The sequence below is a fragment of the Planomonospora sp. ID91781 genome (assembly GCF_015711595.1).
In the GTDB taxonomy this organism is placed as follows: Bacteria; Actinomycetota; Actinomycetes; order Streptosporangiales; family Streptosporangiaceae; genus Planomonospora; species Planomonospora parontospora.
Window position 1 is genome coordinate 502,708 of the sequence record NZ_JABTEY010000002.1, and the last position, 22,601, is coordinate 525,308.

Annotated in this window: 31 protein-coding genes and 1 pseudogene; 13 read left to right on the forward strand and 19 right to left on the reverse strand. The window is 70.4% G+C overall.

Annotated features, from left to right (window positions below; all coding sequences use genetic code 11):
* The first annotated feature begins 102 nt into the window (after window positions 1-102).
* From HS048_RS21550 to HS048_RS21565, 4 genes are all read left to right on the forward strand, one after another.
* A complete protein-coding gene (locus HS048_RS21550) occupies window positions 103-327 on the forward strand; it encodes an RNA polymerase sigma factor (RefSeq protein ID WP_374058788.1) in 225 nt (74 codons plus the stop codon).
* Window positions 324-1,280 (forward strand): hypothetical protein, encoded by a 957-nt coding sequence (locus tag HS048_RS21555; protein WP_196468439.1) that lies wholly within the window; start codon window positions 324-326, stop codon window positions 1,278-1,280. Before HS048_RS21550 ends, HS048_RS21555 begins: the two co-directional genes overlap by 4 nt.
* Before the next feature lie 507 nt (window positions 1,281-1,787).
* On the forward strand, window positions 1,788-2,162 hold the full coding sequence (locus HS048_RS21560) for a hypothetical protein (RefSeq protein WP_196468440.1): 375 nt from the start codon (window positions 1,788-1,790) through the stop codon (window positions 2,160-2,162).
* A gap of 171 nt (window positions 2,163-2,333) precedes the next feature.
* The gene (locus HS048_RS21565) at window positions 2,334-2,918 is read left to right on the forward strand and encodes a neutral zinc metallopeptidase (protein WP_255529755.1); all 585 of its coding nucleotides are present in this window, start codon (window positions 2,334-2,336) and stop codon (window positions 2,916-2,918) included.
* A gap of 158 nt (window positions 2,919-3,076) precedes the next feature.
* On the opposite strand, the gene HS048_RS21570 is transcribed toward HS048_RS21565, so the two are convergent.
* Complete coding sequence (locus HS048_RS21570; protein ID WP_196468442.1) at window positions 3,077-3,682, reverse strand: hypothetical protein; 606 nt, start codon at window positions 3,680-3,682, stop codon at window positions 3,077-3,079.
* A gap of 485 nt (window positions 3,683-4,167) precedes the next feature.
* The gene (locus HS048_RS21575; protein WP_196468443.1) at window positions 4,168-4,713 is read right to left on the reverse strand and encodes a ricin-type beta-trefoil lectin domain protein; all 546 of its coding nucleotides are present in this window, start codon (window positions 4,711-4,713) and stop codon (window positions 4,168-4,170) included.
* A gap of 199 nt (window positions 4,714-4,912) precedes the next feature.
* On the opposite strand from HS048_RS21575, the gene HS048_RS21580 reads away from it, so the two are divergent.
* The 5 genes from HS048_RS21580 (at window position 4,913) to HS048_RS21600 (ending at window position 7,962) form a co-directional block, all read left to right on the forward strand.
* Window positions 4,913-5,917, forward strand: coding sequence for a helix-turn-helix transcriptional regulator (locus HS048_RS21580; protein ID WP_196468444.1), 1,005 nt, complete (start codon window positions 4,913-4,915; stop codon window positions 5,915-5,917).
* Window positions 5,918-6,093: 176 nt separating this feature from the next.
* Window positions 6,094-6,627 (forward strand): helix-hairpin-helix domain-containing protein, encoded by a 534-nt coding sequence (locus HS048_RS21585; RefSeq protein WP_196468445.1) that lies wholly within the window; start codon window positions 6,094-6,096, stop codon window positions 6,625-6,627.
* 326 nt (window positions 6,628-6,953) lie between these two features.
* The gene (locus HS048_RS21590; RefSeq protein WP_196468446.1) at window positions 6,954-7,490 is read left to right on the forward strand and encodes a GNAT family N-acetyltransferase; all 537 of its coding nucleotides are present in this window, start codon (window positions 6,954-6,956) and stop codon (window positions 7,488-7,490) included.
* Window positions 7,491-7,495: 5 nt separating this feature from the next.
* Window positions 7,496-7,684, forward strand: a complete 189-nt coding sequence (locus HS048_RS21595; RefSeq protein ID WP_153054666.1) for a hypothetical protein — start codon at window positions 7,496-7,498, stop codon at window positions 7,682-7,684.
* Window positions 7,685-7,713: 29 nt separating this feature from the next.
* Window positions 7,714-7,962: a hypothetical protein gene (locus HS048_RS21600; protein WP_153054667.1), complete on the forward strand. Its 249-nt coding sequence runs from the start codon at window positions 7,714-7,716 to the stop codon at window positions 7,960-7,962.
* Window positions 7,963-8,117: 155 nt separating this feature from the next.
* Here HS048_RS21600 and HS048_RS21605 read toward each other — a convergent pair whose 3' ends face one another.
* The 11 genes from HS048_RS21605 to HS048_RS21655 form a co-directional block, all read right to left on the reverse strand.
* Complete coding sequence (locus HS048_RS21605; protein WP_196468447.1) at window positions 8,118-8,444, reverse strand: hypothetical protein; 327 nt, start codon at window positions 8,442-8,444, stop codon at window positions 8,118-8,120.
* Between the two features lie 2 nt (window positions 8,445-8,446).
* Complete coding sequence (locus HS048_RS21610) at window positions 8,447-9,640, reverse strand: tetratricopeptide repeat protein (RefSeq protein ID WP_196468448.1); 1,194 nt, start codon at window positions 9,638-9,640, stop codon at window positions 8,447-8,449.
* Window positions 9,637-10,971: an ATP-binding protein gene (locus HS048_RS38930; RefSeq protein WP_196468449.1), complete on the reverse strand. Its 1,335-nt coding sequence runs from the start codon at window positions 10,969-10,971 to the stop codon at window positions 9,637-9,639. The genes HS048_RS21610 and HS048_RS38930 overlap by 4 nt, the downstream gene beginning before the upstream one ends.
* 73 nt (window positions 10,972-11,044) lie before the next feature.
* The gene (locus HS048_RS21620) at window positions 11,045-11,197 is read right to left on the reverse strand and encodes a hypothetical protein (RefSeq protein ID WP_196468450.1); all 153 of its coding nucleotides are present in this window, start codon (window positions 11,195-11,197) and stop codon (window positions 11,045-11,047) included.
* Complete coding sequence (locus tag HS048_RS21625) at window positions 11,191-11,709, reverse strand: 3'-5' exonuclease (protein WP_196468451.1); 519 nt, start codon at window positions 11,707-11,709, stop codon at window positions 11,191-11,193. Before HS048_RS21625 ends, HS048_RS21620 begins: the two co-directional genes overlap by 7 nt.
* Before the next feature lie 226 nt (window positions 11,710-11,935).
* Window positions 11,936-12,343: a hypothetical protein gene (locus HS048_RS21630; protein ID WP_196468452.1), complete on the reverse strand. Its 408-nt coding sequence runs from the start codon at window positions 12,341-12,343 to the stop codon at window positions 11,936-11,938.
* 170 nt (window positions 12,344-12,513) lie between these two features.
* Window positions 12,514-12,777, reverse strand: coding sequence for a tetratricopeptide repeat protein (locus tag HS048_RS21635; RefSeq protein ID WP_196468453.1), 264 nt, complete (start codon window positions 12,775-12,777; stop codon window positions 12,514-12,516).
* 116 nt (window positions 12,778-12,893) lie between these two features.
* A complete protein-coding gene (locus tag HS048_RS21640) occupies window positions 12,894-13,058 on the reverse strand; it encodes a hypothetical protein (RefSeq protein WP_196468454.1) in 165 nt (54 codons plus the stop codon).
* A 282-nt stretch (window positions 13,059-13,340) separates the two neighbouring features.
* Complete coding sequence (locus HS048_RS21645; RefSeq protein ID WP_196468455.1) at window positions 13,341-13,682, reverse strand: hypothetical protein; 342 nt, start codon at window positions 13,680-13,682, stop codon at window positions 13,341-13,343.
* Between the two features lie 46 nt (window positions 13,683-13,728).
* Entirely contained in the window at window positions 13,729-13,908 is a 180-nt protein-coding gene (locus HS048_RS21650; RefSeq protein ID WP_196468456.1) for a hypothetical protein, read from the reverse strand.
* A complete protein-coding gene (locus HS048_RS21655; RefSeq protein ID WP_196468457.1) occupies window positions 13,905-14,852 on the reverse strand; it encodes a hypothetical protein in 948 nt (315 codons plus the stop codon). The genes HS048_RS21650 and HS048_RS21655 overlap by 4 nt, the downstream gene beginning before the upstream one ends.
* A gap of 218 nt (window positions 14,853-15,070) precedes the next feature.
* Between HS048_RS21655 and HS048_RS21660 the strand changes: the two genes are divergently transcribed.
* Entirely contained in the window at window positions 15,071-15,343 is a 273-nt protein-coding gene (locus HS048_RS21660) for a TfoX/Sxy family protein (RefSeq protein WP_196468458.1), read from the forward strand.
* 150 nt (window positions 15,344-15,493) lie between these two features.
* Here the strand turns inward: HS048_RS21660 and HS048_RS21665 are convergent, their stop codons facing one another.
* The 5 genes from HS048_RS21665 to HS048_RS21685 form a co-directional block, all read right to left on the reverse strand.
* Window positions 15,494-16,012, reverse strand: a complete 519-nt coding sequence (locus HS048_RS21665) for a hypothetical protein (protein ID WP_196468459.1) — start codon at window positions 16,010-16,012, stop codon at window positions 15,494-15,496.
* Window positions 15,991-16,182, reverse strand: a complete 192-nt coding sequence (locus tag HS048_RS21670) for a hypothetical protein (protein WP_196468460.1) — start codon at window positions 16,180-16,182, stop codon at window positions 15,991-15,993. Before HS048_RS21670 ends, HS048_RS21665 begins: the two co-directional genes overlap by 22 nt.
* A 386-nt stretch (window positions 16,183-16,568) precedes the next feature.
* Window positions 16,569-16,973 (reverse strand): hypothetical protein, encoded by a 405-nt coding sequence (locus HS048_RS21675; RefSeq protein WP_196468461.1) that lies wholly within the window; start codon window positions 16,971-16,973, stop codon window positions 16,569-16,571.
* Window positions 16,974-17,220: 247 nt separating this feature from the next.
* Window positions 17,221-17,457: a hypothetical protein gene (locus HS048_RS21680; RefSeq protein ID WP_196468462.1), complete on the reverse strand. Its 237-nt coding sequence runs from the start codon at window positions 17,455-17,457 to the stop codon at window positions 17,221-17,223.
* A 299-nt stretch (window positions 17,458-17,756) separates the two neighbouring features.
* Entirely contained in the window at window positions 17,757-18,335 is a 579-nt protein-coding gene (locus HS048_RS21685; protein WP_230881825.1) for a TetR/AcrR family transcriptional regulator, read from the reverse strand.
* 268 nt (window positions 18,336-18,603) lie between these two features.
* Between HS048_RS21685 and HS048_RS21690 the strand changes: the two genes are divergently transcribed.
* A complete protein-coding gene (locus tag HS048_RS21690; protein ID WP_196468464.1) occupies window positions 18,604-19,764 on the forward strand; it encodes an NAD(P)/FAD-dependent oxidoreductase in 1,161 nt (386 codons plus the stop codon).
* A 163-nt stretch (window positions 19,765-19,927) separates the two neighbouring features.
* A complete protein-coding gene (locus HS048_RS21695; protein ID WP_068897164.1) occupies window positions 19,928-20,158 on the forward strand; it encodes a hypothetical protein in 231 nt (76 codons plus the stop codon).
* Between the two features lie 52 nt (window positions 20,159-20,210).
* Here the strand turns inward: HS048_RS21695 and HS048_RS21700 are convergent, their stop codons facing one another.
* Window positions 20,211-20,744, reverse strand: a complete 534-nt coding sequence (locus HS048_RS21700) for an NUDIX domain-containing protein (RefSeq protein WP_196468465.1) — start codon at window positions 20,742-20,744, stop codon at window positions 20,211-20,213.
* A 144-nt stretch (window positions 20,745-20,888) separates the two neighbouring features.
* Between HS048_RS21700 and HS048_RS37405 the strand changes: the two are divergent.
* Window positions 20,889-21,965, forward strand: a pseudogene (locus HS048_RS37405) (IS481 family transposase); the annotation flags it as partial.
* Window positions 21,966-22,601: the final 636 nt, after the last annotated feature.

The window sequence follows — 22,601 nt, forward strand, 5'->3', positions numbered from 1 at the left end:
ATCTCCAGGCCAGAGCCTTGGGAGGAGGATTCCTCCGAAGCTGAGAAGCAGGGAACTGACGTGCACTAACACAAGCGCCTGGAGTTCACCCAGGTGGCCCACGTGTTCCGCGAGCTGTCCGACGACGATCACGAGCTGCTGTCCCTGGTCGCGTGGGAAGGTCTGGACGCCGCCGAGATCGCCCGTGTCCTGGGCTGTTCCCGCAACGCCGTACGCATCCGGCTCCACCGCGCCCGCAAGCGCTTCGCCCACCGACTGGCCGCAGCCGGCCTTACGTTCACGCCGACGGCTAGGAACTCGCAGATTTCGGCAGGAAGGCCACTATGAACGACACCGATGAAGTTATCAGCCAACTGGCCCGGGTCCGCGACGCCGAGTTGGCCGGGCAGGCGTCCACCGCAGGGGCGCGAACGCTGCTCGCCGCCATCACCGCCGTACGGCCGGACACCGCGGCCCCGCCTTCACCGGCCGACGGGCGGCGCTGGCGAATGCGGCTGATGGCCGCGGCAGCCGTCGTCAGCGTGCTCGCCACCGGCGTCGTCATCGGTCCCAGTCTGCTGGGCGACCGAAGCGCCGTCAGTTACGCCAACTCCGCCGTCGTGATCGTGCGCGACGGTGACCAGTACGTCGCGCGCATCACCGACCCCTTCGCCGATCACGCCAGATACAGCGAGGCGTTCCACGCGGTCGGCCTGGACATCGACCTGCGTCCGGTGCCGGTCTCCCCGGGCGCCGTGGGACAGATCCTGGGCATGGTGATCGGCGGCGATCAGGTTCCCGATCCGCGGACCGAGCCGGACCCTTCCGGCCCCCGGTTCGGCGGCGTCGCCTTGTCGACGGAGACCGCTCCGAAGGGATGCCGGCCGGGCCGTGACAGCGGCTGCGTCATGGTGGTGCGGATTCCCGTCGGTTTCACCGGACATGTGAACGTCCGGCTCGGCCGCCAGGCCCGGCCCGGAGAGCAGTACGCCAACGCTGACCAGGCCATGGATCCGGGTGAGATGTTCGCCGGCGTCTCCCTGCGGCATGGCCGGTCCGTGCGGGACGTGGTGGCCGAGGCGCGCCGCCGAGATCTGCACGCCGTGTTCAGTCTCATCCGCATCGACGCGCGGACAGGAGGCCTGTCCTTCGATCCGGTTCCTGCCGACCGTGTCGAACGTGACTGGGTCGTATGGCACGCCTGGCAGGTACGGGCCGGTGTGATCCGCTTCCTGGTCACACCCGAGCGACTGGCCGACAACCCGTTCCACAACGGAAGCGCGCCGCCACCGGCATCCTGAGCATCAGGAACCCGGCCCCTGCTTCCCGCAAGAGCGGGCCGGGGTCGGGTCGTCAGGCGGGCTGGTACGTCGAGGGGGGATTGACGCCGATTCCGGTAGCGAGCAGCACTCTGGTGATTCCGCTACAACCGCCGGGGTGGTGTCAGAACTCAGCAACACACTCCATCGCCCGTCAGGGCTGGTGTCGAAGCCGGCCTACAAACGGTGTCGCGAACTGCTCACAGAACCACCCGCTGGTCCGCGGGATCGGCTCGGCGGGTTCTCCGAGAATCCGCCGCACGCGGGCCACCGGAGCGCGCAGACGGCGCAGCACGCCGCGCACCGGCGGTGTCCACATCATGACAGGAGTGGACAGACATCGGCGAAAGTGTCACCGGCAATACTTACGGTGAAAATCCGTTCCTCGCGCACATCTCCGCTCCCCCGCTTTCGGAGGTCGCCGGTGACCACCCGTCTTCCCCCGCCGGCGGTGCCGGCGCCTCGGCGCAGGCCCGCTACCGCGAGCTCATGGCCGAAGGTCGCCGACGGCGCCTGGTGCGCGCCGCGCTCGCCCTGGCCGTCGCCCTCGCCGTGGGCTGGCTGTGGAGCTGGCCGGCGGGCGTGATCGCCGCCGGTCTGGTCGCGGCGGCCGATGCGGTGTACCGGTGGCGCACCCACGAGGCGGTGCGGACCTGGCGCAAGGGCGCGATCGGGGAACGGCGCACCGCGCGGATGCTGCGGGTCGTTCAGGTCGACGGCGTGCCGCTGCTGCGCGCCTCCCAAGTACGGCATTGGATCACCCGGCGCGGCACCCGGCTGCCGGTGCAGGAGGTCGCCCAGCTGAGCGCGGCCGCCGAGCGGCTGCTGTCGCCGTACGAGAGACACGGTCCGCCGACCGGATAACCCGGCGGACGCAGCACCCGCGCGACCAGCGCGACCGCTGCCACCGGTGCACCGGTCCCCACCGGCGTCAAGGCGCTGACCCGCAACCCGCTGTATGGCACCGGAGAGCTGACGGTCTCCTGCGACCACGAGCCCGAGGACTCCGGCAGCGTCACCGCCGTCAAAAAGCACCTGACCGCGATGCTGGGCTGCCTGAACACCTCCTGGTCAGCGCAGCTGAGGAAGGCCGGGTTGCCGTTCACCAAGCCGACCGTCCGGTTCATCACCAAGCCCACCCGCGTCTGCGGAGCCAAGCGGGGCAAGTACGTCCTGGGCCGCTACTGCCACAACCGGCGGCAGCTGACCATCCTGATCGACAAGCACATGGTCGCCGATCCCGCGCACCCGGTGGCCTTGCACGTGCTCGCACACGAGTACGCCCACCACGTGCAGAACCTCGCCGGCGTCATGAGCGCCTACGCGCGCCGGCCGGTCCGCACCAAGGCTCAGGCGCTGATGAACAACCGCCGCCTGGAGCTGCAGGCCGACTGCCTGGCGGCGGCGTTCACCGGCCGCGCCTGGGCCTCATGGGAATACGGAGCCGAGGCCAAGGAGGCGCTGGTGGACTTCTCCCGCCGCAGCGGCGATGACGCGCTCAAGCGTGAGCGCAGCCACGGCAGCGGCAAGAGTCGCGCCACCTGGGTGCGGCGCGGTTTCGGTAACGCCTCCCCGGGCGCGTGCAACACCTGGACCGCTCCGGCGTCCCGCATCGCCTGACCCGCCGGGCGTGAGCCGCGGCGCCGAAAGCGGATCCTCCCTCCCCCAGGCCTGACGGCTCGGCGGTCGCGGGCCGTTGCTGCGCCTCACGCGCACCAGGTGATCACCTCCTGTGGGCGTGGCCCGGGTCCGCCGGTGTCGTGCGGGCCCGGACGGGATCACCGCGGCGTGTGGGCCTGGCGCAGCCGGTGAGCCAGCTCGGTGATCTCCGCGTCGGTGACATACGTCGTGCCGGTCTTGGCGTTGAACATCAGCTCCCGCAGGACGGCCCGGTCCGTCAGCGGGCCGGGCAGCCCGATCCGCGTTGCGCCGTTGCCGTCACGCTCCATGGTCACGCTGCCGCGGTGGCAGGTGATCGTGTACGGGGTCACAACGAACAGCTCGTAGCCGGCCGTGCTGATGGGCGCGCCGAGGTTGAGCTCGGCTTGGGCTTCGGCCGGCGCGCTCAGCGGGGTGCGGGAGATCGCCACCGATCGCCTGCCGCGATCTATGGTCCTCAGAAGCACCGTCTCCGGCGCGTCGGCCTTGGCCGGCAGCGTGCGGGTCAGCGCGATCAGCTCGCGCAGCCGGGCCGGATCGGCGAACGTCCGGGTGCGGGCGATCATCCAGAACCACAGGCCGAACAGGGCGAGCGCCGCTCCGGCGGTCGACGGCACCCGGTCCCGGTCCCGGTCCCACACCTTCCAGATCGCTACGGAAGCACCGCCGGCGAACGCGGCCAGAGTGAACGCGGCGATGAACGCCCGCCCGCGGTAGAGCTGCATCAGGGCCCCTCCGATCCAGGAGGACCGAGCGTAGCCGAGCAGTGACGCCGTAATCTCCGGAAAACAGGGCGAAGCCTGTCCCGGAAGCAAATCTTGAGGATGCTTCGCCAGCTAGACGCGCGAAACCCTGCCGGTCGCATGCCGATCACCCTCGCCGAGCCAGCGCGCCAGGTGATAGCGGGATTCTACGACGATGTCCGGGTTATGGATGGCCTCAGGAAATCCGTTGTGAAGGTCTCTGCGAAGATCTCTGTGGAGATCATCGCTGGAGATGCGGTTGAGAGCTGGTGTGAGGCTTCCTGCGGCCGACTTCCGGGTCGGCCGCAGGAAAGACCGACATATGATCGCACGACGGACGCGCCCCCACGAGGTCCCGTAGAAGAACTGCGGGCGCGGGGCGATCATGATCATACAGGTGCATCCGGATATCAAGCCGGGCGTTGACCTTGCCATTCACCCGATGCCGTTACGGGATTCGATAGAGATCAGTACCACTTCTGGTGGTTGTTGGTGTTGTAGCGATCTTGCGGGGAAAGGTAGACCGAACCTTCCCAGTTGCTGTCGAGGTTCTGGAGCGCCTGACGTTGGGTGATATGACCGTATTCACCCAAGCTCCATTTCTGGTAGTCGCCACCATTGCAGCTGAGCGTGTAGACCCTGCCAGTGGCTGAGGTGCCGTCGAGACACTCCTGGCTCCACGAATTGACAAGGGACTTAAACCTCTCCCCGCCGATCCACGTCCAGGTCTGCGCGGGGCCGTAGTTGCACGGATTCGTGAAAACATGACCATCCCAACCCTGCTCCAGGCATCGGCCCGTGGCCCTGTTCCTGAGATAGCCGGCCGCTTGGGCTCCGATGCTCACCGACTCCATGACGAAGCCGGACTCAGCCGGTGTTGCCTGGGTGGCCGATGCCGCGGCGATCGGCGCGGCGACCGCGGCGCTTGCCGGCGCGGACGCCAATGAGGTGTTTGCAGCTGCAGCGGCCATGACGGCCATGCTCATCAGCGCGGTGCGGATTCGGTTGCGCATGCTCAGGTGAACCTTTCTATCGGTGGGCCGGCACGAGGTCGAGCCGCCCTTTCTGCGGAATCGGTCCCCTCACTGTCGCAGGAAGAAATCACCCACCGCGAGGCTTGTAATTCCTGGCTTAACTGCGCCGCTCAGAGCCTTTTGTGACGGCATGGCGACATGCTGTGACGGCGAAGTCGACGAGTAACCGGGGGAGCGAATGCACCGAATTCATTTCACCGCCGACGACGTGGCGCGGGTGCGGATGGCGCCCACGCTGGGTCCCATGGCCGAGACCCTGTTCAGCCTGCACGCGCTACGCGGGCGCACCGAGGAGGCGGTGTTCGGCGGGTGGCGGCGCCGAGTACGCGGTGCCCTCGACGCCCGGTCCGCGGTCCTGTCCGCCATCGTCCCCGCGCGACTGCCGAGCTTCGACATGGCCTTCCTAGCCGGGTCCGGCCGTGACCTGGCCGAGAGCGCCGAGACCTTCCTGGCCAGCCCCCGGCAGGCCGTCCGGGCGGAGCTGGACTTCTACGCCGGCCACCACGGCCGGGTGCCGACCGTACTGGCCGGGCTCGTCGACGCCCCCACCGCCCGGCGGGAGGTGCTGTCCACGGTGCAGGCGTACCACCACGCCGCCGTCGCCCCGCACTGGACGGCCATGCGCGCGCACCTGGACGCTGAACGCGCCCGGCGCGGCACGATCCTGCTCGACCGCGGCGTCGACGGCCTGCTGTCCAGCCTGCACCCGAGCATCCGGTGGACCCCGCCGACCCTCCACGTCCATGCCGGCGACCAGTTCGACGACGACTTCACTCTCGGCGGGCGGGGGCTGCTGCTGGTACCGTCCTTCTTCCTGCGAGCGCCGGGGGTGATGTACGACCCGGGCAATCCCACTGACTACATCCTGCTCTACCCTGCCACGCTCGACATCGACCACGCTGCGGGCGTCTGGACCGCCGGCACCTCCACGCGGGCATTGGCCAACCTCCTCGGCCGCACCCGCGCGGCGGTGCTCACCGCCATCGCCGACGGCGTGGCCACCACCGGCGCCCTGGCCCGCCGCCTGGACGTCTCCTCAGCCGCGATCAGCCAGCACACTGCCGTGCTGCGCGAGGCAGGCCTGATCGCCACACGCCGACACCACAGCAATGTCCTGCACCATCCCACGCAGACCGGTCTGGCCCTCCTCGACCGGCACGACACTCCCCGCCCGATTCCCTGAGTCCAGCCGATAGGGCTGAAGTGTTTTCATGTTGTGAAACCGAGTAGCTGAAGACCGTCCGCGGGAGAGCTGCACTAGCGGTCGGTAGCGATGTCGGTCCAGCCGATCAGACGGATCAGGCCGATGGCCGCGTTCCGGAAGTCGGCCATGATCCGAGAGTCGGCACCGGGCGGTCCATGAGCCGCCGGATCGCTCGCCACTTCGGCACCGGGCGGTCCATGAGCCGCCGGATCGCTCGCCACTTCGGCAGCATGGAGGCGATCCGCACCGCCACCGCTGAGGACATTCAGGCGGTCGAGGGCATGGGGCCGGAGAAGGCTCCGGTGGTGGTCGCCGAACTGGCCGAGATGAGCGACCTCATCGACAAGCTGATCGCGGCCGGGGGGAACATGACTGAGCCCGGCACCGTACCGGCGTTCACGGGCCAGGCCCCCGGCGGCGGGGAGCCGGCCGGCGCGGACCTGCCACTGGCGGGTATGGCGGTCGTGGTCACCGGCGCGATGACCGGCCCGCTGCAGGAGCTGTCGCGCAACCAGATGAACGAGCTGATCGAGCGCGCCGATGACCGGGCCTCCTTCAGCGTGTCAGCGAAGACGTCGCTGCTGGTCGCCGGAGAGAAGGCCGGATCCAAACGGGCCAAGGCCGAAGGCCTGGGCGTGACGATCGTCGGCCCGGAGGAGTTCGCCGAGATGGTCGCCGCCTTCCTGTGACTCCCGTGTGCCGAGGGGCGGTCTGCTGAGCCTGCAGGCCGCCCCGGGGACCGTCGGGATCACGCGTGTCTCGTTTCGACGAGTAACGATGTGGGGCGATGGCGAGCGCTCTGCGCCGTCACTGGCCGGCGGTAGACGATCAGAAGCCGTACTGCTCCGAGATGTCCTACCGATCGGAGTCGATGAAGATCTTCAAGTGATGCCGTCCACGAACCGATGACGATCTCGGCTGTCAGGATCAGCAGGCGGCAACGGCGACATGAGCCCTCGATGAATCACGTTGGAGGTGTTTTTTCACATGAAGGGCTGATGACAGACTCTCGATCATGAGTGATGGGCAGGTCTCCGTCGTGATCCGGCCCTATCGGGATGTCGACCGTGACGCCGTTGTCGCGCTGGCTTCGCGCCTGGCCGAAGGCGTCGCGGCCTGGCGGGATGCTTCCGTCGTTGCCGATGCCGTACACGGTTGGGTCACCGACTCTCTCGAGCCAAGTAGCAGCGACGGTCATGGCGTACTGGTGGCGATCGGTGACGGCAGCGTCGCGGGCTTCGTCGCTGTGACCACCCGTCGGCACTTCACCGGCCAGGTGGACGCCTCCATCGGCGAGTTCGTCGTCTCTACCGAGGTGGAGGGGACGGGCATCGGGCGTGCTCTGGTGAATGCCGCCGAGGCGTGGGCGCGCGACCGCGGCCTACAGCGCATCACGCTGGAGACTGGGGCGGCCAATACCCGAGCCCGTGGCTTCTACCGCGCGCTGGGATACGCGGAGGAGGAGATACGGCTGAGCAAGCCGATATTGATCGGCGATCAGTCGATGCCTGATCGCCCGCTTACGGGAGAAAACATGGTGAACGCGTCGTAGACCTTATGTTCCTGCAGCAGTGCCTGACCGCCCTGGCCGAAGCTGCCGCCGAACGCCGGGCGAGTGTGCATCTGCCCCGCATCGGCGCAGGCCTGGCAGGTGGATCATGGAACGACATCGAACCTGTGATCAGCCGGTGCCTCGCCGATCGGGGCATCGCCGTCACCGTCTACGATCTGTCGTCTGCACGCTGACCCCGGCCGAAAGGCGCACCAGGATGGACATGGCGGATCATGAGCAGGGGCGCGCCGCCGCATCGGCGGCAGCCGCGCAGCTGGTCGCGCACGCCGGCGAGGACTTCGACCGGGTGGTCGAAGAAGCCGGGCGGCTGGCCGGCCGGTACGGCCCCGCCGCGGCGTGGGCCATGCTGACCAGCAGATACACCACCGAGTTCGAGTGCACCACACCGAACCAGCAACATGCCGTGGAGATGCTGATCGCGGCCGCGCTGCGGGCCACCGCACAGGTCTGACCTCTCCGCGTCCCGGGCGCGGCCGCCAGGAAGGCGATGGGCCGCTACCGCCACAGGGATGAAAAACGCTCATGGCTAGTTAGAGAAGGGCTGGCGGAATCGCCCGCAATTCGGCCAAGTGGCCGGGGCACGTCGGCTTCACCCGCCGGCGATGCTTACTGGCGATGCTGGGCGAGCGGGCCTGGAAAGGAGGCCGCAGCCAGACCGGAAGCCAGCAGCCCAGCGCCCGCCGCAGTGCGCAGTGCCTGGCCGATGTCACAGCCCTCACCCAGACCGACCACGCCCACGCCCAGCCACACCCAGCCGTTGGCGATGGCCTCCTGCCGACAGGATGGCCACAGCGCCAGCTCGCCGTCGTAGACGATGGTGGCGTCCGGGGCGGTGAGGGTCGCCCACCCTGCTGCGGCCACGAGACGCCAACCGGACACGGTCCCCGGCAGCCAGTCGGCCGGGTCGGCCACCAGCTGCAGCCCTTCGGCCATGATCAGATGATGACCGTCCGTCCGAAGAGGCGCCGTGCCCCCGCCGCGATCCAGATCGTGGCCAGCCCGGTGTAGGTGCTCAGCATCACGCCGGACATCGAGGCCAGGGCCGCCGACACGGCGATGACGAGTGCCAGCAGGCCCGTCCAGCCGTACAGCACGATCCGTCCGAGCGGTGAGCCTGTGTGCACCGTCTCCTGGACGGGGGTGATCAACGCCATGGCCGCCGCGCCCGTCGCGCCGACCACCTCCTGGGAGAACATCACACCTAGCGCGATCAGCGTCGCGCCCGCGGCCAGGAGGAGGCAGCACAGGCGGGCCGCGCGGACCTCCGCGCGTTCGAAGAGCAGCCGGGTGTCCTTGGCGCGTGCCAGGCGCAGGGCGGTGAACGCCTCGACGGTCCAGGCCGCCCAGTGCAACAGCGCGACAAGGAGGAGAACGATGATGAGCATCGGCGCCGCGGGCAGCAGCAGTACCACCCACCACCTGCCGAAGAACCTGCCACGCAACCGGTCCAGCGTCCGGTAGAGGGGGTTGCGCCGCTTCAGCGCCGTCAGCAGGAGGTCTCGCGCCGCACCGAAGCCGGGATCGAGGCGGAGCACCTCGCGGAAGGCCTGGGCGGCGTGGCCGGGGTCGCCGAAGTCCAGTGCCACCCGCCCGTACGCCAGGTGGGCCAGTGCGTTCTCCGGGTCCAGCCGTACGGCCTGCGCGGCGGCGGCCTGAGCCTGGGCGGCCTCGCCGAGTGCGGTGAGGGCGAGCGCCAGCAGGCCGGCCAGCTCGGCGTCCTGCGGGTCGAGGACCAGGCCGCGGCGGGATGCGTCCGCCGCCTCGGCCCACTGCCTGGCCCGCAGGTGCGCCCGGGACAGGAACCTCCAGATCGGCGCATAGTCGGGCTCGATGGCCAGGGCGGCGTGGAGGGCGGCGATAGCGTCGCCGGGCCGTCCCGCCATCAGGTGGATCTGACCGGCCACGTAGTGCGGGAACCACTGGTCCGGCGCGAGCCGTACCGCTTCGCGCGCCTCAGCGACCGCCTCGGACGACCTCCGCTGCTCGGCCAGGGCGATGCCCAGCAGGGCGTGCACCTCGGCGTGCTCCGGGTCCCGGGCGAGCACCCCGCGCAGTTCCCGCTCGGCCTCCGCGGGGCGGCGCAACCTCAGCAGCGTCCGTGCCCGCTCGATCAGGGTGTCGATGGTCACCGGATGTCCTTGATCCAGGGCGTCAGTTCGTCCCAGGCCCCGGAGTCGTTGGCGTGCAGCACGTAGTTGCGCGCGGTGGCCAGCCATTCCCGTACGGCGGTCGGCCTGGCATTGCGGGCCGCGGCCAGCAGATCCTGCGTCGTCAGGGGGACGAGGCGGCCCGCGCTGATCGACTGCTGGAGCTTGGCCTCCACCGCCCGGTCGACCACGCCCTTCAGGTCCGCGCCGGCGAACTGGTCGGTGGCCCGCGCGACCGCGTCGAAGTCCATCTCGGCCAGGGGCTTGTCACGGCAGAGGATGCGCAGGATGGCGCCCCGTGCCGCGACGTCGGGCGGGGGCACGAACACCAGCTGGTCGAACCGGCCGGGGCGGCGGAAGGCCGCGTCGACGTACCAGGGGGCGTTGGTGGCCGCCAGCACCAGCACCCCTTCGTTGGCGCGTTCGTCCACGCCGTCGAGTTCGGCCAGGAACTGGTTGACCAGCTGGCGGTTGTGCGCCTGGCGCATGTCGGCGCGGCGGGCGGCCAGCGCGTCGACCTCGTCGAAGAACAATACGCACGGCCGGTTGCGGCGGGCCAGGTTGAACGTGGCCCGCAGGTTGCGCTCGCTCGAACCGATGTACATGTCCAGGATGTCGGCCAGGCCGACGTCGATGAACGACGCGCCGAGCTCGCCGGCGGCGGCTCTGGCCAGATGGGTCTTGCCGGCTCCCGGAGGGCCGTACATCATCACCCCGCCACCGGCTCGCTTGCCGAACGCGGCGAACAGCTCCGGCTGCTGGACGGGGAGCAGGAGCTTGATCCGCAGCGCTTCCTTGACCGTGTCCATCCCCGCCACGTCGGCGAAGGTGACGCGGGAGCGCACCGCTTCCACGCCGGTCTCGCCGGACGACACCGGTGCGGCGTATGCCGGGACGTCCGCGACGGGCTGCGGCGGCTCCAGCCGTACGGCCAGATCGGGGTCGTACACCGCCGGGTCGCGGGAGACCGCGTCCCGGTAGCGCTGGGCCGCGCCGACCGTGTCACCCTCACCGAGCAGCGCCCTGGCCGCGATCACTCCCAGCCGCGGGGGGTAACCGGGCACGGCCAGGAACGGTTCGAGCGCCGACAGCGCGGCGCCGTGGGAGCTCTGCCGTACGAAAGCCTCCGCCAGCCCGGCCACGATGTCCGGATCACCGGGGACCAACCGGAGCGCGGCGCGGTATTCGGCCTCGGCCTCGGAGAGGTATCCCCCGGCCAGGAGCTGCTCGGCGAGATGCCGCCGGAGAGGGAGGTTCTCCGGGGAGAGGCGCGCCGCTTCGCGAAGCGCCCGGAGCCCAGCGTCGTCGAGCACGTACCCGGTCCCTTCTCCCGAAGGATGGTCGATCCCAGACCAGTAAGGCTATCTAAATCACCACATCGTGGGATCAGTAGCTCCGTCCGCGACCCCGGTCCCCGGCCGTCGGGGCGGTCACGCTCAGCCCGGTGGCGCGCAACTCCATCTCGATGCGGCGGGCCAGGGTGGTGGTGCCGGTGCCGTGCGTTCCGGCGATCTCCAGGCGGGCGGTGACGGTCACCATAAGGTCTGTTCCTCATGCTTGGCGGCTGTGGCGCCGGGCAGGCCCGGCGGCACGGCCACCGCGGTCAGGGCGTCCCAGGTCGGGTAGCGGCCGGCGAGGGTGAGCAGGAGCCGCGCGGTGGCGTGCGCGTCGAAGGCGGCGCGGTGCCGCCGGCCCGGGATGTCTGTGACGGTGATGCCGGTGTGGGCCGGCAGGGCGTCCAGGCTGTGGCCGGGGGCCTGCGGCAGGGCGGCGCGCGCCAGGCGCAGCGTGTCCACAACGGCGGCGGGCTCCCAGCCGGGCAGGTGCCGCGTCAGCGCCTGGAAGTCGACGTGCGCGTTGTGGGCGGCGATCCACGCCCCCTGCAGGGTGTCGCACACGGCCGGGGCGATCTGCGCCCAGCGGGGGGCTGTTGCCACGTCGTGGTCGGTGAGGTGGTAGAGGCGGGTGGCAAAGTGGGTGATGGGGTGTGGCGGCTGGATCAGGGTGCACAGCACCGGGTGCGGTCCTGGCCGCCCGCCGTCGGTGCGCACGGCGGCGACCCACTCGAGCGAACGCGACGGTGATCACGCCGATCAGCCACCGCGCTGAGGCCGGAGAGGGAAGCCGACGCCCACACCGTAGACGGGGATGCCGAACCCGGCCGGGATCCCCAATTCAGCGGGCGCATGACCTTCGGTCCTCGGTACGGCGCGGCATCGCGCCCCTGACCGGCGCTGGGGCGCGGCCCGGGTCATCGGGCATCCGGCAGGTAGCCGGTTACGGCCAGCAGCGCCCGGCCCAGCGCACCGGCCGTCGTCGGGGCGAACGGGTCGCGGATGTCGCACCGGACCAGGACGGCCTGGCCGTCTTCGGCGAGCACGGTGGTGTCATCGTCGAGCCGGACGCCGGGGGTGCCATCGCCGCGTCCCGGGCGGTCTCGGTGCGGGCGCGCGCGGCCCGCTGATCAGCCAGATCCCGCAGGGCGGTGCGTTCGTCGGCGGCCGCGGCTTCGGCGCGCGCGTGGGCGGCGTCGGCGTCGCGGTCGGCCGCCGCACGGGCGTCGCGGTCGGCGCGAGCGGCAGCGAGCGCTTGGGCGGCGCGCTGCTCGGCGGCGGTGGCGCGCTGCTCGGCGGCCGCGGCGGCGTCGCGGGCCAGGGCGGCGCTCTCGCCGGCTCGCGCAGACATGGGCCCGAGGAGCGGATCAGGTGCCGTGACCCCGGGGCGGTCAACCGCGCGGCATGGCGAGGATCTCGCGTCCCCGTTCCGGTGTGATCAGTCGGCTGGTGCGGGGATCGGCCAGCAGGGCGATCGGCGCGAGATGGTCTTCGCTCATCGGCCGCCACACCGCCATCGCTTCAAAGACGCCATCTGGCTCTTCGTTTCCAGTAGGCGAGCTCGTGCCGGGCGGTCAGGGTATCGGGGTGCTCGGCCCCGTGCACCCGTTCGCATATCGGGACCAGGTCGGTGAACAGGTCCCGCGCCCGTCGCGGATCCCCCGCCTCCCCCAGGTGTTCGGCGAGGTCGTGCCAGGCGGCCAGGGTGTCGGGGTGTGCGGGACTCAGCCGTTCACGTACGGCCTCCAGGCGCTGTTGCAGGAGGTGGGCGGGATGTTCATCCATGACCGCGACGCTATCGCCGCGTGTCTGCCCGCTGTTCTTCGGACCGGTTCGACCGAGGTACCCGAGGAGTGATGGAACCGCATGCCGCAGTGGACCCGGGCGTTGAGGCCGGCCGATCAGCTCCCCTGCTGACGGATCGGCCGCCAGAACTGGAATGTGTAGATCTCGGCTCGGTAGATGTCGCGGGGAAAGTCGCTCTCCCGGTCGTTGTCCAAGGTTTTGTGCCGGGCCCGGACGAGCCAGGTGGCGTCCCGGCGTCCCAGGTCGAAAACCTCGTGCACGCCCCACGTCGAGTTGTAGAACCCTCTGAGCTTGATCTTTCCCGACCGGAAGAAGATCTCACCGGTCCATGAGTGGTCCCAGGCCGATTCGGGTGCGGGAGGCCGATCGCTCCACAGTTCGAGCCGGACATGCGCGGTGAGGTCCCGGGGCGTGGTGCAGACCAGGGCGTTGGGACCGGTCTCGATCCAGCCCTCGTGCCGGCTTTGCCATTCCTGGTCCCACGGGCCATCTCCTGGCCGGCGCCGGCCGCCTCGTCGATCACCAGCCAGTGCCCGGGGTCGTCATGGACTTCCTCCACCAGGTACGTGATGAGTTCTCCCACCGGCTCGGGCCTCCTCGGGACGGTTCACGTGATCGATCGGCATGTGCTCAGCGTGGATTGAAGCAGGCCGGGACGACAGTTCCTGATCATCGATACGCGGGCCTGCCGACACCTGATCGTTCAGTGAGGTACGAAGCGGCGTCCGCAGTACACTCGGGGTGCTCTCATCTCCGCATGCCGCGTGCAGCCGCGCCGCTTCTCCTGCGGCGTCCTCGTCGCCGCGTTCGGCCGCGCGCTCGTACCAGCGCAGCGCTTCCTGGCGGCGGCCGGTCTCCTGCAGCAGGAGGGCGAGGTCGAACATGATCGCCGTGTAGGCCGGATAGTCCTCATCCTCTGGTTCGTCCAGGTCACCGCCGTGGTCGTCCAGGGCCCGCCGCCACCACGCCTCGGCTTCTGCCCTCGGCCGTGCGGTGCCTGAGGCGGATCGCCTCGTCGCGGTCGTCGTCGGCGATGAGCAGCGCGAGGTTGACCATGGCGACCGCCCGCGTCCGCGCCGTCCCGGGGCTCGTGTTGAGACGACCATTCAACGACCGGGTCCTGTCGCGTCCGCGGTTGATCGCGCAGCGGCGTCGACCGCCGTCAGCGCGGCGGTCACCTCCTCCGGCCGGTAGTCCCATCCCGGTACCCGAAGGTCGCCGTAGTAGGCGCGCATCCGCGCGCAGTAGCCGGTCGGAACCTCTTCGACAGCGTCGACCAGGCAGCGCCGCAGCGTCTGATACGCCCAGTCCAGCGAGAGGGGCGCGACGATCGGGGCACCGCAGACGGCGTTCTGCTCGGCGAAGCGGTCACCGCGGAACTCCAGCCGCCAGCCCGGCCAGCGTGCGTCCGCACCGCGCGGGACTTCATATCCCCATGCCGTGACCTGCCGGGCGGCCGGGTCGATGTGGAGAGCGGTGAGCGGTACCGGCACCGGGAGCCGTCCCATGGGCAGTGCCGCAGGCAGCTCATCGAGGAGCTCCGGTCCGTAGGCCAGCAATGAGTCCTGCGCAGGCCAGTCGACCGCGTGCGCGGTGACGGCGCCGCCGGTCCGTCCCACGGTGACCAGGCATCCGACCGGGTCATCCGGATCATCCGGAGGCTGCGGCCGGTCGTCGGCGAAGTGATCAGTGAAAGCATGGGCGGTCACCAAGTCGTAGCCGGTGAGACCGATGTGGTCGCCGAATTCGCGGACTCCGTCGCAGGCCCAGCGCACGTGCCACCCGGGCCAGGCACAGGCCAGCACGTGCTTGGCCGCGGTGAGCCACTCCGGGTGCACAGGCTCGGCGCCGTACCAGAGCAGCCGCCGCTGATCGAGGTCGATGAGGGCACCGCCCTCGCAGATCAACCACACTTCGCGCTCGGGTCGCGCCCGGATGTTGCGCAGCGCGGCGGCCGGACCGGCCAGCAGGCCGGTGGGCAGATACAGCGTCGAGACACGATACGGTGTCCACGTCCCGCCGGAGACCACGACGAACTGTCCTGGACGGCCCATGCCGACGACCGTATCCGGTGCCTGAAGACCCCGGGTTCCGGCCCGCTCCCGGTGAGGCGGTGACCGGGTTCGGCTAGCCACCCGCAGCCCCGAACGCCCTGTACGGGTGGGCCGAGCCCGCTGAGGGAGCGGGGCCTGACGGGCGAGTCGTGGCGGCTGCGCCCCATCTGGGGCGCGTGGTGAGCGCAGGAAACCGACGGCGCGGGTGGGAGGGCACGGTGGCGGAGAGCGACGGGAGGAAGTTCAGCGATCTGCGCAACCTGGGGCCCAGAAGCGACGAGTGGCTGGCACGGGCGGGAGTCCGCGACGTCGGGCATCTGGCCGAGCTCGGCGCGGTGGAGGTCTACCGGCGGCTTCAGGACGCCGCCATCCCGGGGTTGTCGCTGAACGCACTGTGGGCGATCGAGGGTGCGCTGGCCGACGTCGACTGGCGTCTGATCCCCGCCGAGCGCAGGCAGGAACTTCTGGCCGAACTGCGGGCCGAGGAGTGAGACGGCACGCCACGGCGGCGTCCTGTCGGATGACGGCGCCGACCGGACCGTCTCGCCCGGGCGAAGGCGGGCCCGGTAGGAAGCCGGGGAGTTCCGTCTCCAGGATGTGCCCCTGCCACCTGCGTGTCGAAAGGTGGCCGCCGGGTGTGGTCATCGCCCGGTGAGGTCGCTCAAGGATCCCGCCAGCCGTACCGCGACGTCCTCGATCAGGGGCGGCGACGGCTCGGACCAGCTCTCGAGCCGGCCGCCGAGTGCTTCGTCCGCCAGCCGCCTGGCCTGGTCCGTTCGGACGTGCCACCGTTCGAGGAACCATCTCAGCACCTGGCGGCAGTGGTCGTACCACGCGTCGTCGTACGCATAGGTCCGCTCCGCCACCGCCGTCACCAGGTGCGCGGTCCCGCGCTCCCAGGCGAGCCTCCGCTCCTGCTCCGGTCGGCCTTCCTCGATCGGGAACCGTTCGAAGCGCACGGCCAGCTCCTCCAGCCAGGACCGCCACTCCACCAGCGCGTCCGCCACCCGGTCCAGGGTCTGTTCCGGTGTGGTGATCGAGTGTCCGACACAGCACCACGATCTCACCGGGCCACCGTTGCGGCCGCTCCACTCCCAGCCCACCGCCCAGCGTCCGTAGTACGCCACCAGCGCACGGGTCATCCGCTCGGCCCAGGGCATCCCCAGGCGAGTTTCCAGTTCAGGACCGCCCTGTCGTCGGCCGGGCGGACCGGCACCGAGGCCGCGGAAACGCGCCCGGCCACCACGGCGCGGGCACGCGCGGCGTCGAACGCGGAGCACTGCGGATCGACGTCGTACCAGGTGAGGATCGCGGGTGTGAGCTCGTACACTGCTCCGCCATGGTGACACGCCCGCCGACCTTCTGCGGCGGTATCGGGGAGCTGGGGGTGATGCCGTTGGCAACGGGGCCGACTACCGGCCCAGGCCGGGCCCGCGCTGCTGCTGCCGGTGCGGATCCGGGTGGGAGGGCAGCCGGTACGGCTCGGCGCCCCACCCCGCCGGCGGCGGGTGCCTGTGGTCTCCTCGACGATCTCGCGGCAGTGCGCCGCGTTCAGGGCCTCCATCTGGAGCTGGTGGTCCTGAGCACGGGTGGAGAAGCGGGCATAGCCGATGCGGATCACGTTGGCCGGGGCGCCCTGCGGGGCGCCGGTCGGCGCCAACGCGCGCCCGTCCGATGGGGGTCGGCTTACGTACACCCCTTCGCTGGACATGGCCGTCAGGCATGGACCAGCCACTCGCGCCGGCTGCAGATCGCTGCCGCGAAGGCGCGAATGAGGTCGTCTGCCTCACGCGGATCCGAGGTCTTCGCAGACCTCTCGAACACCTCACGCCACTGTTCATCCTCGGGTGCCAGCATTTCGACACACCCTTCGACGATCAGAAGATCACCTCGTGTCGTGACCGTGAGCGCCCAGCCCAGACGGGTGCCATCCGGCGAGCCGGCCTCTACATGCACGACCACGCGGACGTCGGCGCTCTCGGCCACCTGACGGATCCGGAACTCGATCTGGGGGAAGGGCTTCGGCTGTCCGCGGCTGGCGAGGACGTACAGGGAGTAGAACTCGTCGTCGCGGACTTCCGCCAGCGCACGGAGTACGACACGGATACCGTCGATGGACACGGGGCGACCATATCGCTGACGACGGCGCGACGGGCAGAAAAGCCGCCCACCGGCCTTCGGGGAGGCTGAGTGCGGAGCTCAGCCGGTACGGCTCAGCGCTGCGCGCCCCGCCGCCGGGGTGCCGGTTTCATTCGATCGATGTCTGCACAGAGACCGGCCGCCCCGCCGCCGGCGCCGGGGCGCCGGGGCGCCGGGCTCACCGGGCCGGGCGCGATCGGCGTCGGACTCCAGGAACCCGCGCGGCAGATTACGGGTGCGCGCTGATCCGGTCATTGGTCATGGCGGAGTAGCGGGTGCGGGCATCCAGGCCCGTGCCGTACCAAGGCGCTCCGGTCCTGGACCGCGGCGGCGGTGAGTTCAGCTGGGTGGCCAGGTACACCTCGCCGGTGACGAGGCCGATCTCACGGGTCAGCACGCCCTGCGGCCCGGCCGTGATCTCACCGATCTGGCGGGCGGCCCCCGCTGCGGGTTCGGGCTCGGTCACGGCCGCGGCCCTCGCGGCCGGGAGCGAGACGGGCGCGGACGCGTCCGCGTGGTGTTCATGTCTCCCCGTCGTGGTCGGTGACGGGCGGGCGGCGCTCCGGATGTGTGGCTATTACGGTGGAGCACCGCCCGCCACACTGTCCGTTACGCCCGATTTTCGGGAGTCGACTTGCGGGAATCGCGGCTCGGCGTAGCTATGGGAGTACAGGGTTGTCCCGCTCGCGGGTTGGCGGGGTCGGCGCGAAGCCCGCCGCCCGGAACGAGCGGTCGGTGGGCATGGTCGCGTGGTGATGCCGCTCGTCAGCCGGTGATGGGCGGGCGCCAGCCGTGGGTCAGAATGCCGAAGATCGTCTCGACGGCGGCCCGGGGGTCGTGGCGGCCACGGGCGAGGGCGGGGATCTCCAGCACGTAGCGAGCGAGAGCGGCGCAGGCAAGGTCATCATGGTCGGCGCCGAAGGCGTCGGCGATGGCCGTGGCGAGGGCTTTGGTGTGCCTGGTCCACATGCGCTCGGCGTAGGCGCGCAGTTCGGGTGTGGAGTCCACCAGATGGGTGAACTCGGCTCGCTGGGGGTGGGTCTCGATGCGGATCCAGGTGTCCAGGACATGCCGGCGGAGGGCGTCGAGGACACTCTGGCCGGGCGTGCGCCGCGCGACCGCGGCGATGAGCTGTGCCTCACGGTCCTGATCCTCGTCGAAGACGAGTGCTTCCTTGCCGGTGAAGTGCTTGAACACCGTGGTGGTCGACACGTCCGCGGCATCGGCGATGTCACGGATGCTCACCTGGTCGTAGCCCCGCTCGAGGAAGAGCCGCAGGGCCGCATCGGCGATCGCTTGCCGTGTGGCCGCCTTCTTGCGCTCGCGGCGGCCGATGGAAGACATGGAAGACACCGTCATGGATGAAGCATACCCAATGACGGCACCATACAAATTATGTACCGAGTAATTTAGTTGACTCATTTCACTTTTGTGCTTAGTCTCGTCAGCGTCACAAGGCCCCAAGGTCAGCGGCGCATCCTTCCAGACCGCCGCAGCACCCGCCCATCACAGGCTTTGTCGTCCCTCTGCGTGCGTGCCCGCGAGGGCTGGACGTGAGCGTCCGGCCCTCCTGTCGCAAGCCCTGACCACCACTGATCACAAGGAAACAGCCATGACTTCTCCCGTACCCCGCCACGCCCGTATCAGCGTCATCGGCGCCGGGCCGGGCGGCCTGACCTGCGCCCGCATCCTGCAGCGGCACGGCCTGGCGGCCACCGTCTACGACCGCGACGCCGGCCCGGACACCCGCGACCAGGGCGGCACCCTGGACCTGCGCGTCGACGACGGCCAGGTCGCGCTGCGCGAGGCCGGCCTGCTGGAGGCGTTCTTCGACCTGGCCCGCCCCGAAGGGCAGGAGATGCGCCAGATGAACCCCGACGGCCGGCTCCTGTTCCACCACGTCCCCGGCGACGGCGAACTGTTCAAGCCGGAGATCGACCGCGGCCGGCTGCGCACCCTCCTGCTGGACTCCCTCCAGCCGGGGACGGTGCAGTGGGGCCGCGCCCTCACCACGATCAGCGGGCCCGCCGACGGCCCCCGCCTGCTGCACTTCGCCGATGGCACCACCGTCGAGACCGACCTGGTCATCGGCGCCGACGGCGCCTTCTCCCGGGTCCGCCCCGCCGTCTCCCCGGCGGTCCCCCACTACAGCGGAGTGAGCTTCCTGGAGGCATGGTTCTCCGACGTCGACCAACGCCACCCCGACATCGCCGACCTCGTCGGTCAGGGCGGCGCCGCCGCGGCCGACGGTGAACGCGGCCTGTTCGCCCAGCGCAACAGCGGCGACCACATCCGCGTCTACATCATCCAGCGCACCCCCGCCGACTGGATCACCCAGAACGGGCTGACCATCGACGACACCGACGCCATCCGCGCCCTGCTCCTCAAGCAGTACGCGCACTGGTCCCCCAGGCTGCGCCGCTTGATCAGCGACAACGACGGACCCTACGTCGACCGCCCCATCCACACCCTGCCCGCACCCCACACCTGGGCGCACAACCCGACCGTCACCCTCCTCGGCGACGCCGCCCACCTCATGCCCCCGCTCGGCGTCGGCGTCAACCTCGCCATGCTCGACGCCGCCGAACTCGCCCTCGCCCTGGCCGGCGCCCCCACCATCGACGACGCCATCCGCGCCTACGAGCACACCATGCTTCCCCGCTCCACCGAGATGGCCCAACTCCTGGAAGGCGGCACCGAACACCTGCTGTCCGACGAACTCCCCGACTTCGCCCGCGACGACGACCTCCAGACCCTGCCGAGGAGAAGCTGAAACAGGTGCGCGCCGCCGCCCAGCGCCCTTGCCGCCCCGCCCGACCAGCGCGACCGGCCGCGCCCTGGCGAAGACTTACCGAAGACCGGCGAGGGGCAGCCGAGGTGAGGCGGACCTGTCCACACCGGGTCGCCGGGGCGGCTGGCGTGATGTGAGTCAGCTGATGATCGAAGCGGGAGAGCCTGCCGCGAGTTCGGCGTCCACGCAACACGGCCGCGGCGGCGCCGACCTCGCCCGGATGCTCCATGACCACGTTCACACCTGGGACCACGATCGACGCTACGGCCCTGATCTGGCGTTCACCCTGTATCCGGCGGACGTCACGGTGCCGTCTCCGGCGGTGAGCCGGATCCTTCCCAAGCGGCACACGCACCTGGCCCTGTCGTGGGTGTGACCGGTGCCGCAGACGGCAAGGACGACCGGGCTGCCGTTTCGGAGGGAACGCCTCACGCGCCTGCCGGCCGCAAGCCACCTGTGAAGCGATGCTCTCCCCCGCCGTCGAGGCACGCCCGGAGTTTGCCGAGGAAGCGTTCCAGTCCCGGGTCGTAGGCTCCGTCCGGCCAGGCGTGCCGGTCGTCGATCGGCACCCACTGGACTTCGCCGAACTCGCGCCGATCCGGAGTGATCGGTGCGTTCCGGTCCGCGGAGTAGCAGAACCACAGGGTGACGTCGGTGTGACTGTGCCGCCCCCGCGTCCGGGTGACCGTCAGGAAGAACGGGATGTCTCCGGTCTGCGGATGGAACGCAGGACTGATCCGCAGTTCCTCCATCAGTTCACGGCACACCGCCGAGCGCGGGTCTTCGAGGTCGTCGACCTGCCCGCCCGGGAACAACCACGCCTGGGCGAGCAGGTGGTCGACGATCATGATCGAGCGGGTCAGATCGTCGATCAAGACGGCGTACACCGCCAGATGCCGGGGCGGGGTGGAGGGCTTTTCCAGGCGGAAGAGCTGCGCTCCGGAGTCGATCCACTCCAGCATCCACGCCTGGTGAGCCGCTTCCTAGAGTGTCAGTGTGAGGTCTCGGGACATGCTTAACCGGTCGTTCTCAAGACATGCTTGACGCTCATGCGGGACCCTCCGTCCAAGGACGTGGCCGGATCGGGTTCCGCGAGGGCGGCGAGCGTGGATCAGCAGGCGTTGGTGGAGCACCGGTACCGGGCGGTACGCGAGGTACTGGCGGGCTCGCCGATCGGAGAGGTCGCGGCCCGGTACGGAACCTCGCGGCAGTCGGTGCACGCCTGGCGGCAGCGCTTCCAGCAGGAAGGCACGCCCGGTCTGGCCGACCGGTCGCGACGCCCCCGCACCAGCCCGACCCGCCTGGCGGCCGAGATCGAGGCGTTGATCTGCCAGATGCGACGCCGGCACCCGCGCTGGGGCGCCCAGCGGATCGCGTATGAGCTCGGCGCGTGTGATCTGGAGCGGGTACCGAGCCGAGCGACGGTGCACCGGGTGCTGGCCCGCAACGGTCTCGTCACCGCCCAGCAGTAGGAGCACAAGCGCACCTACCGGCGCTGGCAGCGGGAGGCGCCGATGCACTTGTGGCAGATGGATCTGGTCGGCGGGGTGCCGCTGGCCGACGGCCGGGAGTGCAAGATGGTCACGGGCATCGATGACCACTCCCGGTTCGTGGTGATCGCGCAGGTGGTGGCGGTGCCCAGCGGGCGCGCGGTCTGCCAGGCCTTCACCGCGGCGATGCGCCGCTACGGCGTGCCGTTCGAGGTCCTCACCGACAACGGCAAGCAGTTCACCGGCCGACACATCCGCCCGCAGCCGGTCGAGGTGCTGTTCGAGCGGGTCTGCCGGGAGAGCGGCATCACCCAGCGCCTCACCAAGCCCCGCTCACCCACGACCACGGGCAAGATCGAACGGTTCCACAAGACCCTGCGCCGGGAACTGCTCGACGACGTGGCCCCGTTCGAGTCGCTGGCCGCCGCCCAGGAGACCATCGACGCCTGGGTGCACGCCTACAACCACGCCCGGCCCCACCAGGCGCTGAACATGGCGGTGCCGGCCGGGGTGTTTCGCCCGCACGGCCCGGCTCGAGAGGCCCTCGACCCCACACCGACCGCCGACGCCGGTCGGCTGGCTGAGCTGGTCGACGTGGTCGAGCCGCCCCCGGCCACCCTCAGCGAGAGCGCGGTCGAATGGGAGATCCAGGTCCCGCCCAGCGGCTCGCTGACCCTGGTCTCCGGCAGGCAGGACACAACGGTCCACCTAGGTCACCGCGGACTGGTGCAGGAGGGCGTCCCGCACGCCTCGATCATCAGGAAAGGGCGCCGATGTGTTCAGCGTCCCTGGAGGTCATCCGCTGCGGTGGCACCTGCAGGCGAGCCGGGCCCGTCATCGGCCGGGGCGGAGATGAAGGTCTCGATGGCGGCCATGTGGCCGGGCTGCAGCCCTCTGCCGGGTGAGGGCGCGATCAGCAGGGCCTGGCCGCTTCCGGTCAGCTCCTCATGGACCGGCCCGCGGGTGGGGACCTCGACGTCGTCGGTCCAGATGAGCCGCCGCCCACGTGCCAGGACCTGGCGTGCGGCGGTGAGTTCGGCCGCCGCCGCGGCGGTGGCGGACAGGTGCTCGGACCAGGCGCGGGCCAGGTGGAGCAGGGCGAACAATCGTTCCAGCTGGTCGGCGTCGGCGCACCAGGTGCTGCACCAGCGGATCTCCACTCCGCCGGCCCGGTGCAGGGCGCGGATGCGATCCAGCAGGGCCGGCGCCCAGCGCATGCGGTAGGCGGTCCCGCCGGAGTAGGCGGTGCCGCTGCGCGGGGCGGTGCCCCAGCCGGGCCGGGAGGCGTTGATCACGCCGTCGACGTCGAGCAGCCACACCGGCCGATCC

Bases quoted from the DNA above. Each gene is read 5' to 3' on its own strand.
- HS048_RS21555 (WP_196468439.1), top strand. From the start codon at position 324: ATGAACGACACCGATGAAGTTATCAGCCAACTGGCCCGGGTCCGCGAC.
- HS048_RS21560 (WP_196468440.1), top strand. From the start codon at position 1,788: ATGGCCGAAGGTCGCCGACGGCGCCTGGTGCGCGCCGCGCTCGCCCTG.
- HS048_RS21570 (WP_196468442.1), bottom strand. From the start codon at position 3,682: ATGCAGCTCTACCGCGGGCGGGCGTTCATCGCCGCGTTCACTCTGGCC.
- HS048_RS21575 (WP_196468443.1), bottom strand. From the start codon at position 4,713: ATGCGCAACCGAATCCGCACCGCGCTGATGAGCATGGCCGTCATGGCC.
- HS048_RS21580 (WP_196468444.1), top strand. From the start codon at position 4,913: ATGCACCGAATTCATTTCACCGCCGACGACGTGGCGCGGGTGCGGATG.
- HS048_RS21585 (WP_196468445.1), top strand. From the start codon at position 6,094: ATGAGCCGCCGGATCGCTCGCCACTTCGGCACCGGGCGGTCCATGAGC.
- HS048_RS21590 (WP_196468446.1), top strand. From the start codon at position 6,954: ATGAGTGATGGGCAGGTCTCCGTCGTGATCCGGCCCTATCGGGATGTC.
- HS048_RS21595 (WP_153054666.1), top strand. From the start codon at position 7,496: ATGTTCCTGCAGCAGTGCCTGACCGCCCTGGCCGAAGCTGCCGCCGAA.
- HS048_RS21600 (WP_153054667.1), top strand. From the start codon at position 7,714: ATGGCGGATCATGAGCAGGGGCGCGCCGCCGCATCGGCGGCAGCCGCG.
- HS048_RS21605 (WP_196468447.1), bottom strand. From the start codon at position 8,444: ATGGCCGAAGGGCTGCAGCTGGTGGCCGACCCGGCCGACTGGCTGCCG.
- HS048_RS21620 (WP_196468450.1), bottom strand. From the start codon at position 11,197: ATGGTGACCGTCACCGCCCGCCTGGAGATCGCCGGAACGCACGGCACC.
- HS048_RS21630 (WP_196468452.1), bottom strand. From the start codon at position 12,343: ATGTCTGCGCGAGCCGGCGAGAGCGCCGCCCTGGCCCGCGACGCCGCC.
- HS048_RS21635 (WP_196468453.1), bottom strand. From the start codon at position 12,777: ATGGATGAACATCCCGCCCACCTCCTGCAACAGCGCCTGGAGGCCGTA.
- HS048_RS21645 (WP_196468455.1), bottom strand. From the start codon at position 13,682: ATGTTCGACCTCGCCCTCCTGCTGCAGGAGACCGGCCGCCGCCAGGAA.
- HS048_RS21655 (WP_196468457.1), bottom strand. From the start codon at position 14,852: ATGGGCCGTCCAGGACAGTTCGTCGTGGTCTCCGGCGGGACGTGGACA.
- HS048_RS21665 (WP_196468459.1), bottom strand. From the start codon at position 16,012: ATGCCCTGGGCCGAGCGGATGACCCGTGCGCTGGTGGCGTACTACGGA.
- HS048_RS21685 (WP_230881825.1), bottom strand. From the start codon at position 18,335: ATGTCTTCCATCGGCCGCCGCGAGCGCAAGAAGGCGGCCACACGGCAA.
- HS048_RS21690 (WP_196468464.1), top strand. From the start codon at position 18,604: ATGACTTCTCCCGTACCCCGCCACGCCCGTATCAGCGTCATCGGCGCC.
- HS048_RS21695 (WP_068897164.1), top strand. From the start codon at position 19,928: ATGATCGAAGCGGGAGAGCCTGCCGCGAGTTCGGCGTCCACGCAACAC.
- HS048_RS21700 (WP_196468465.1), bottom strand. From the start codon at position 20,744: ATGCTGGAGTGGATCGACTCCGGAGCGCAGCTCTTCCGCCTGGAAAAG.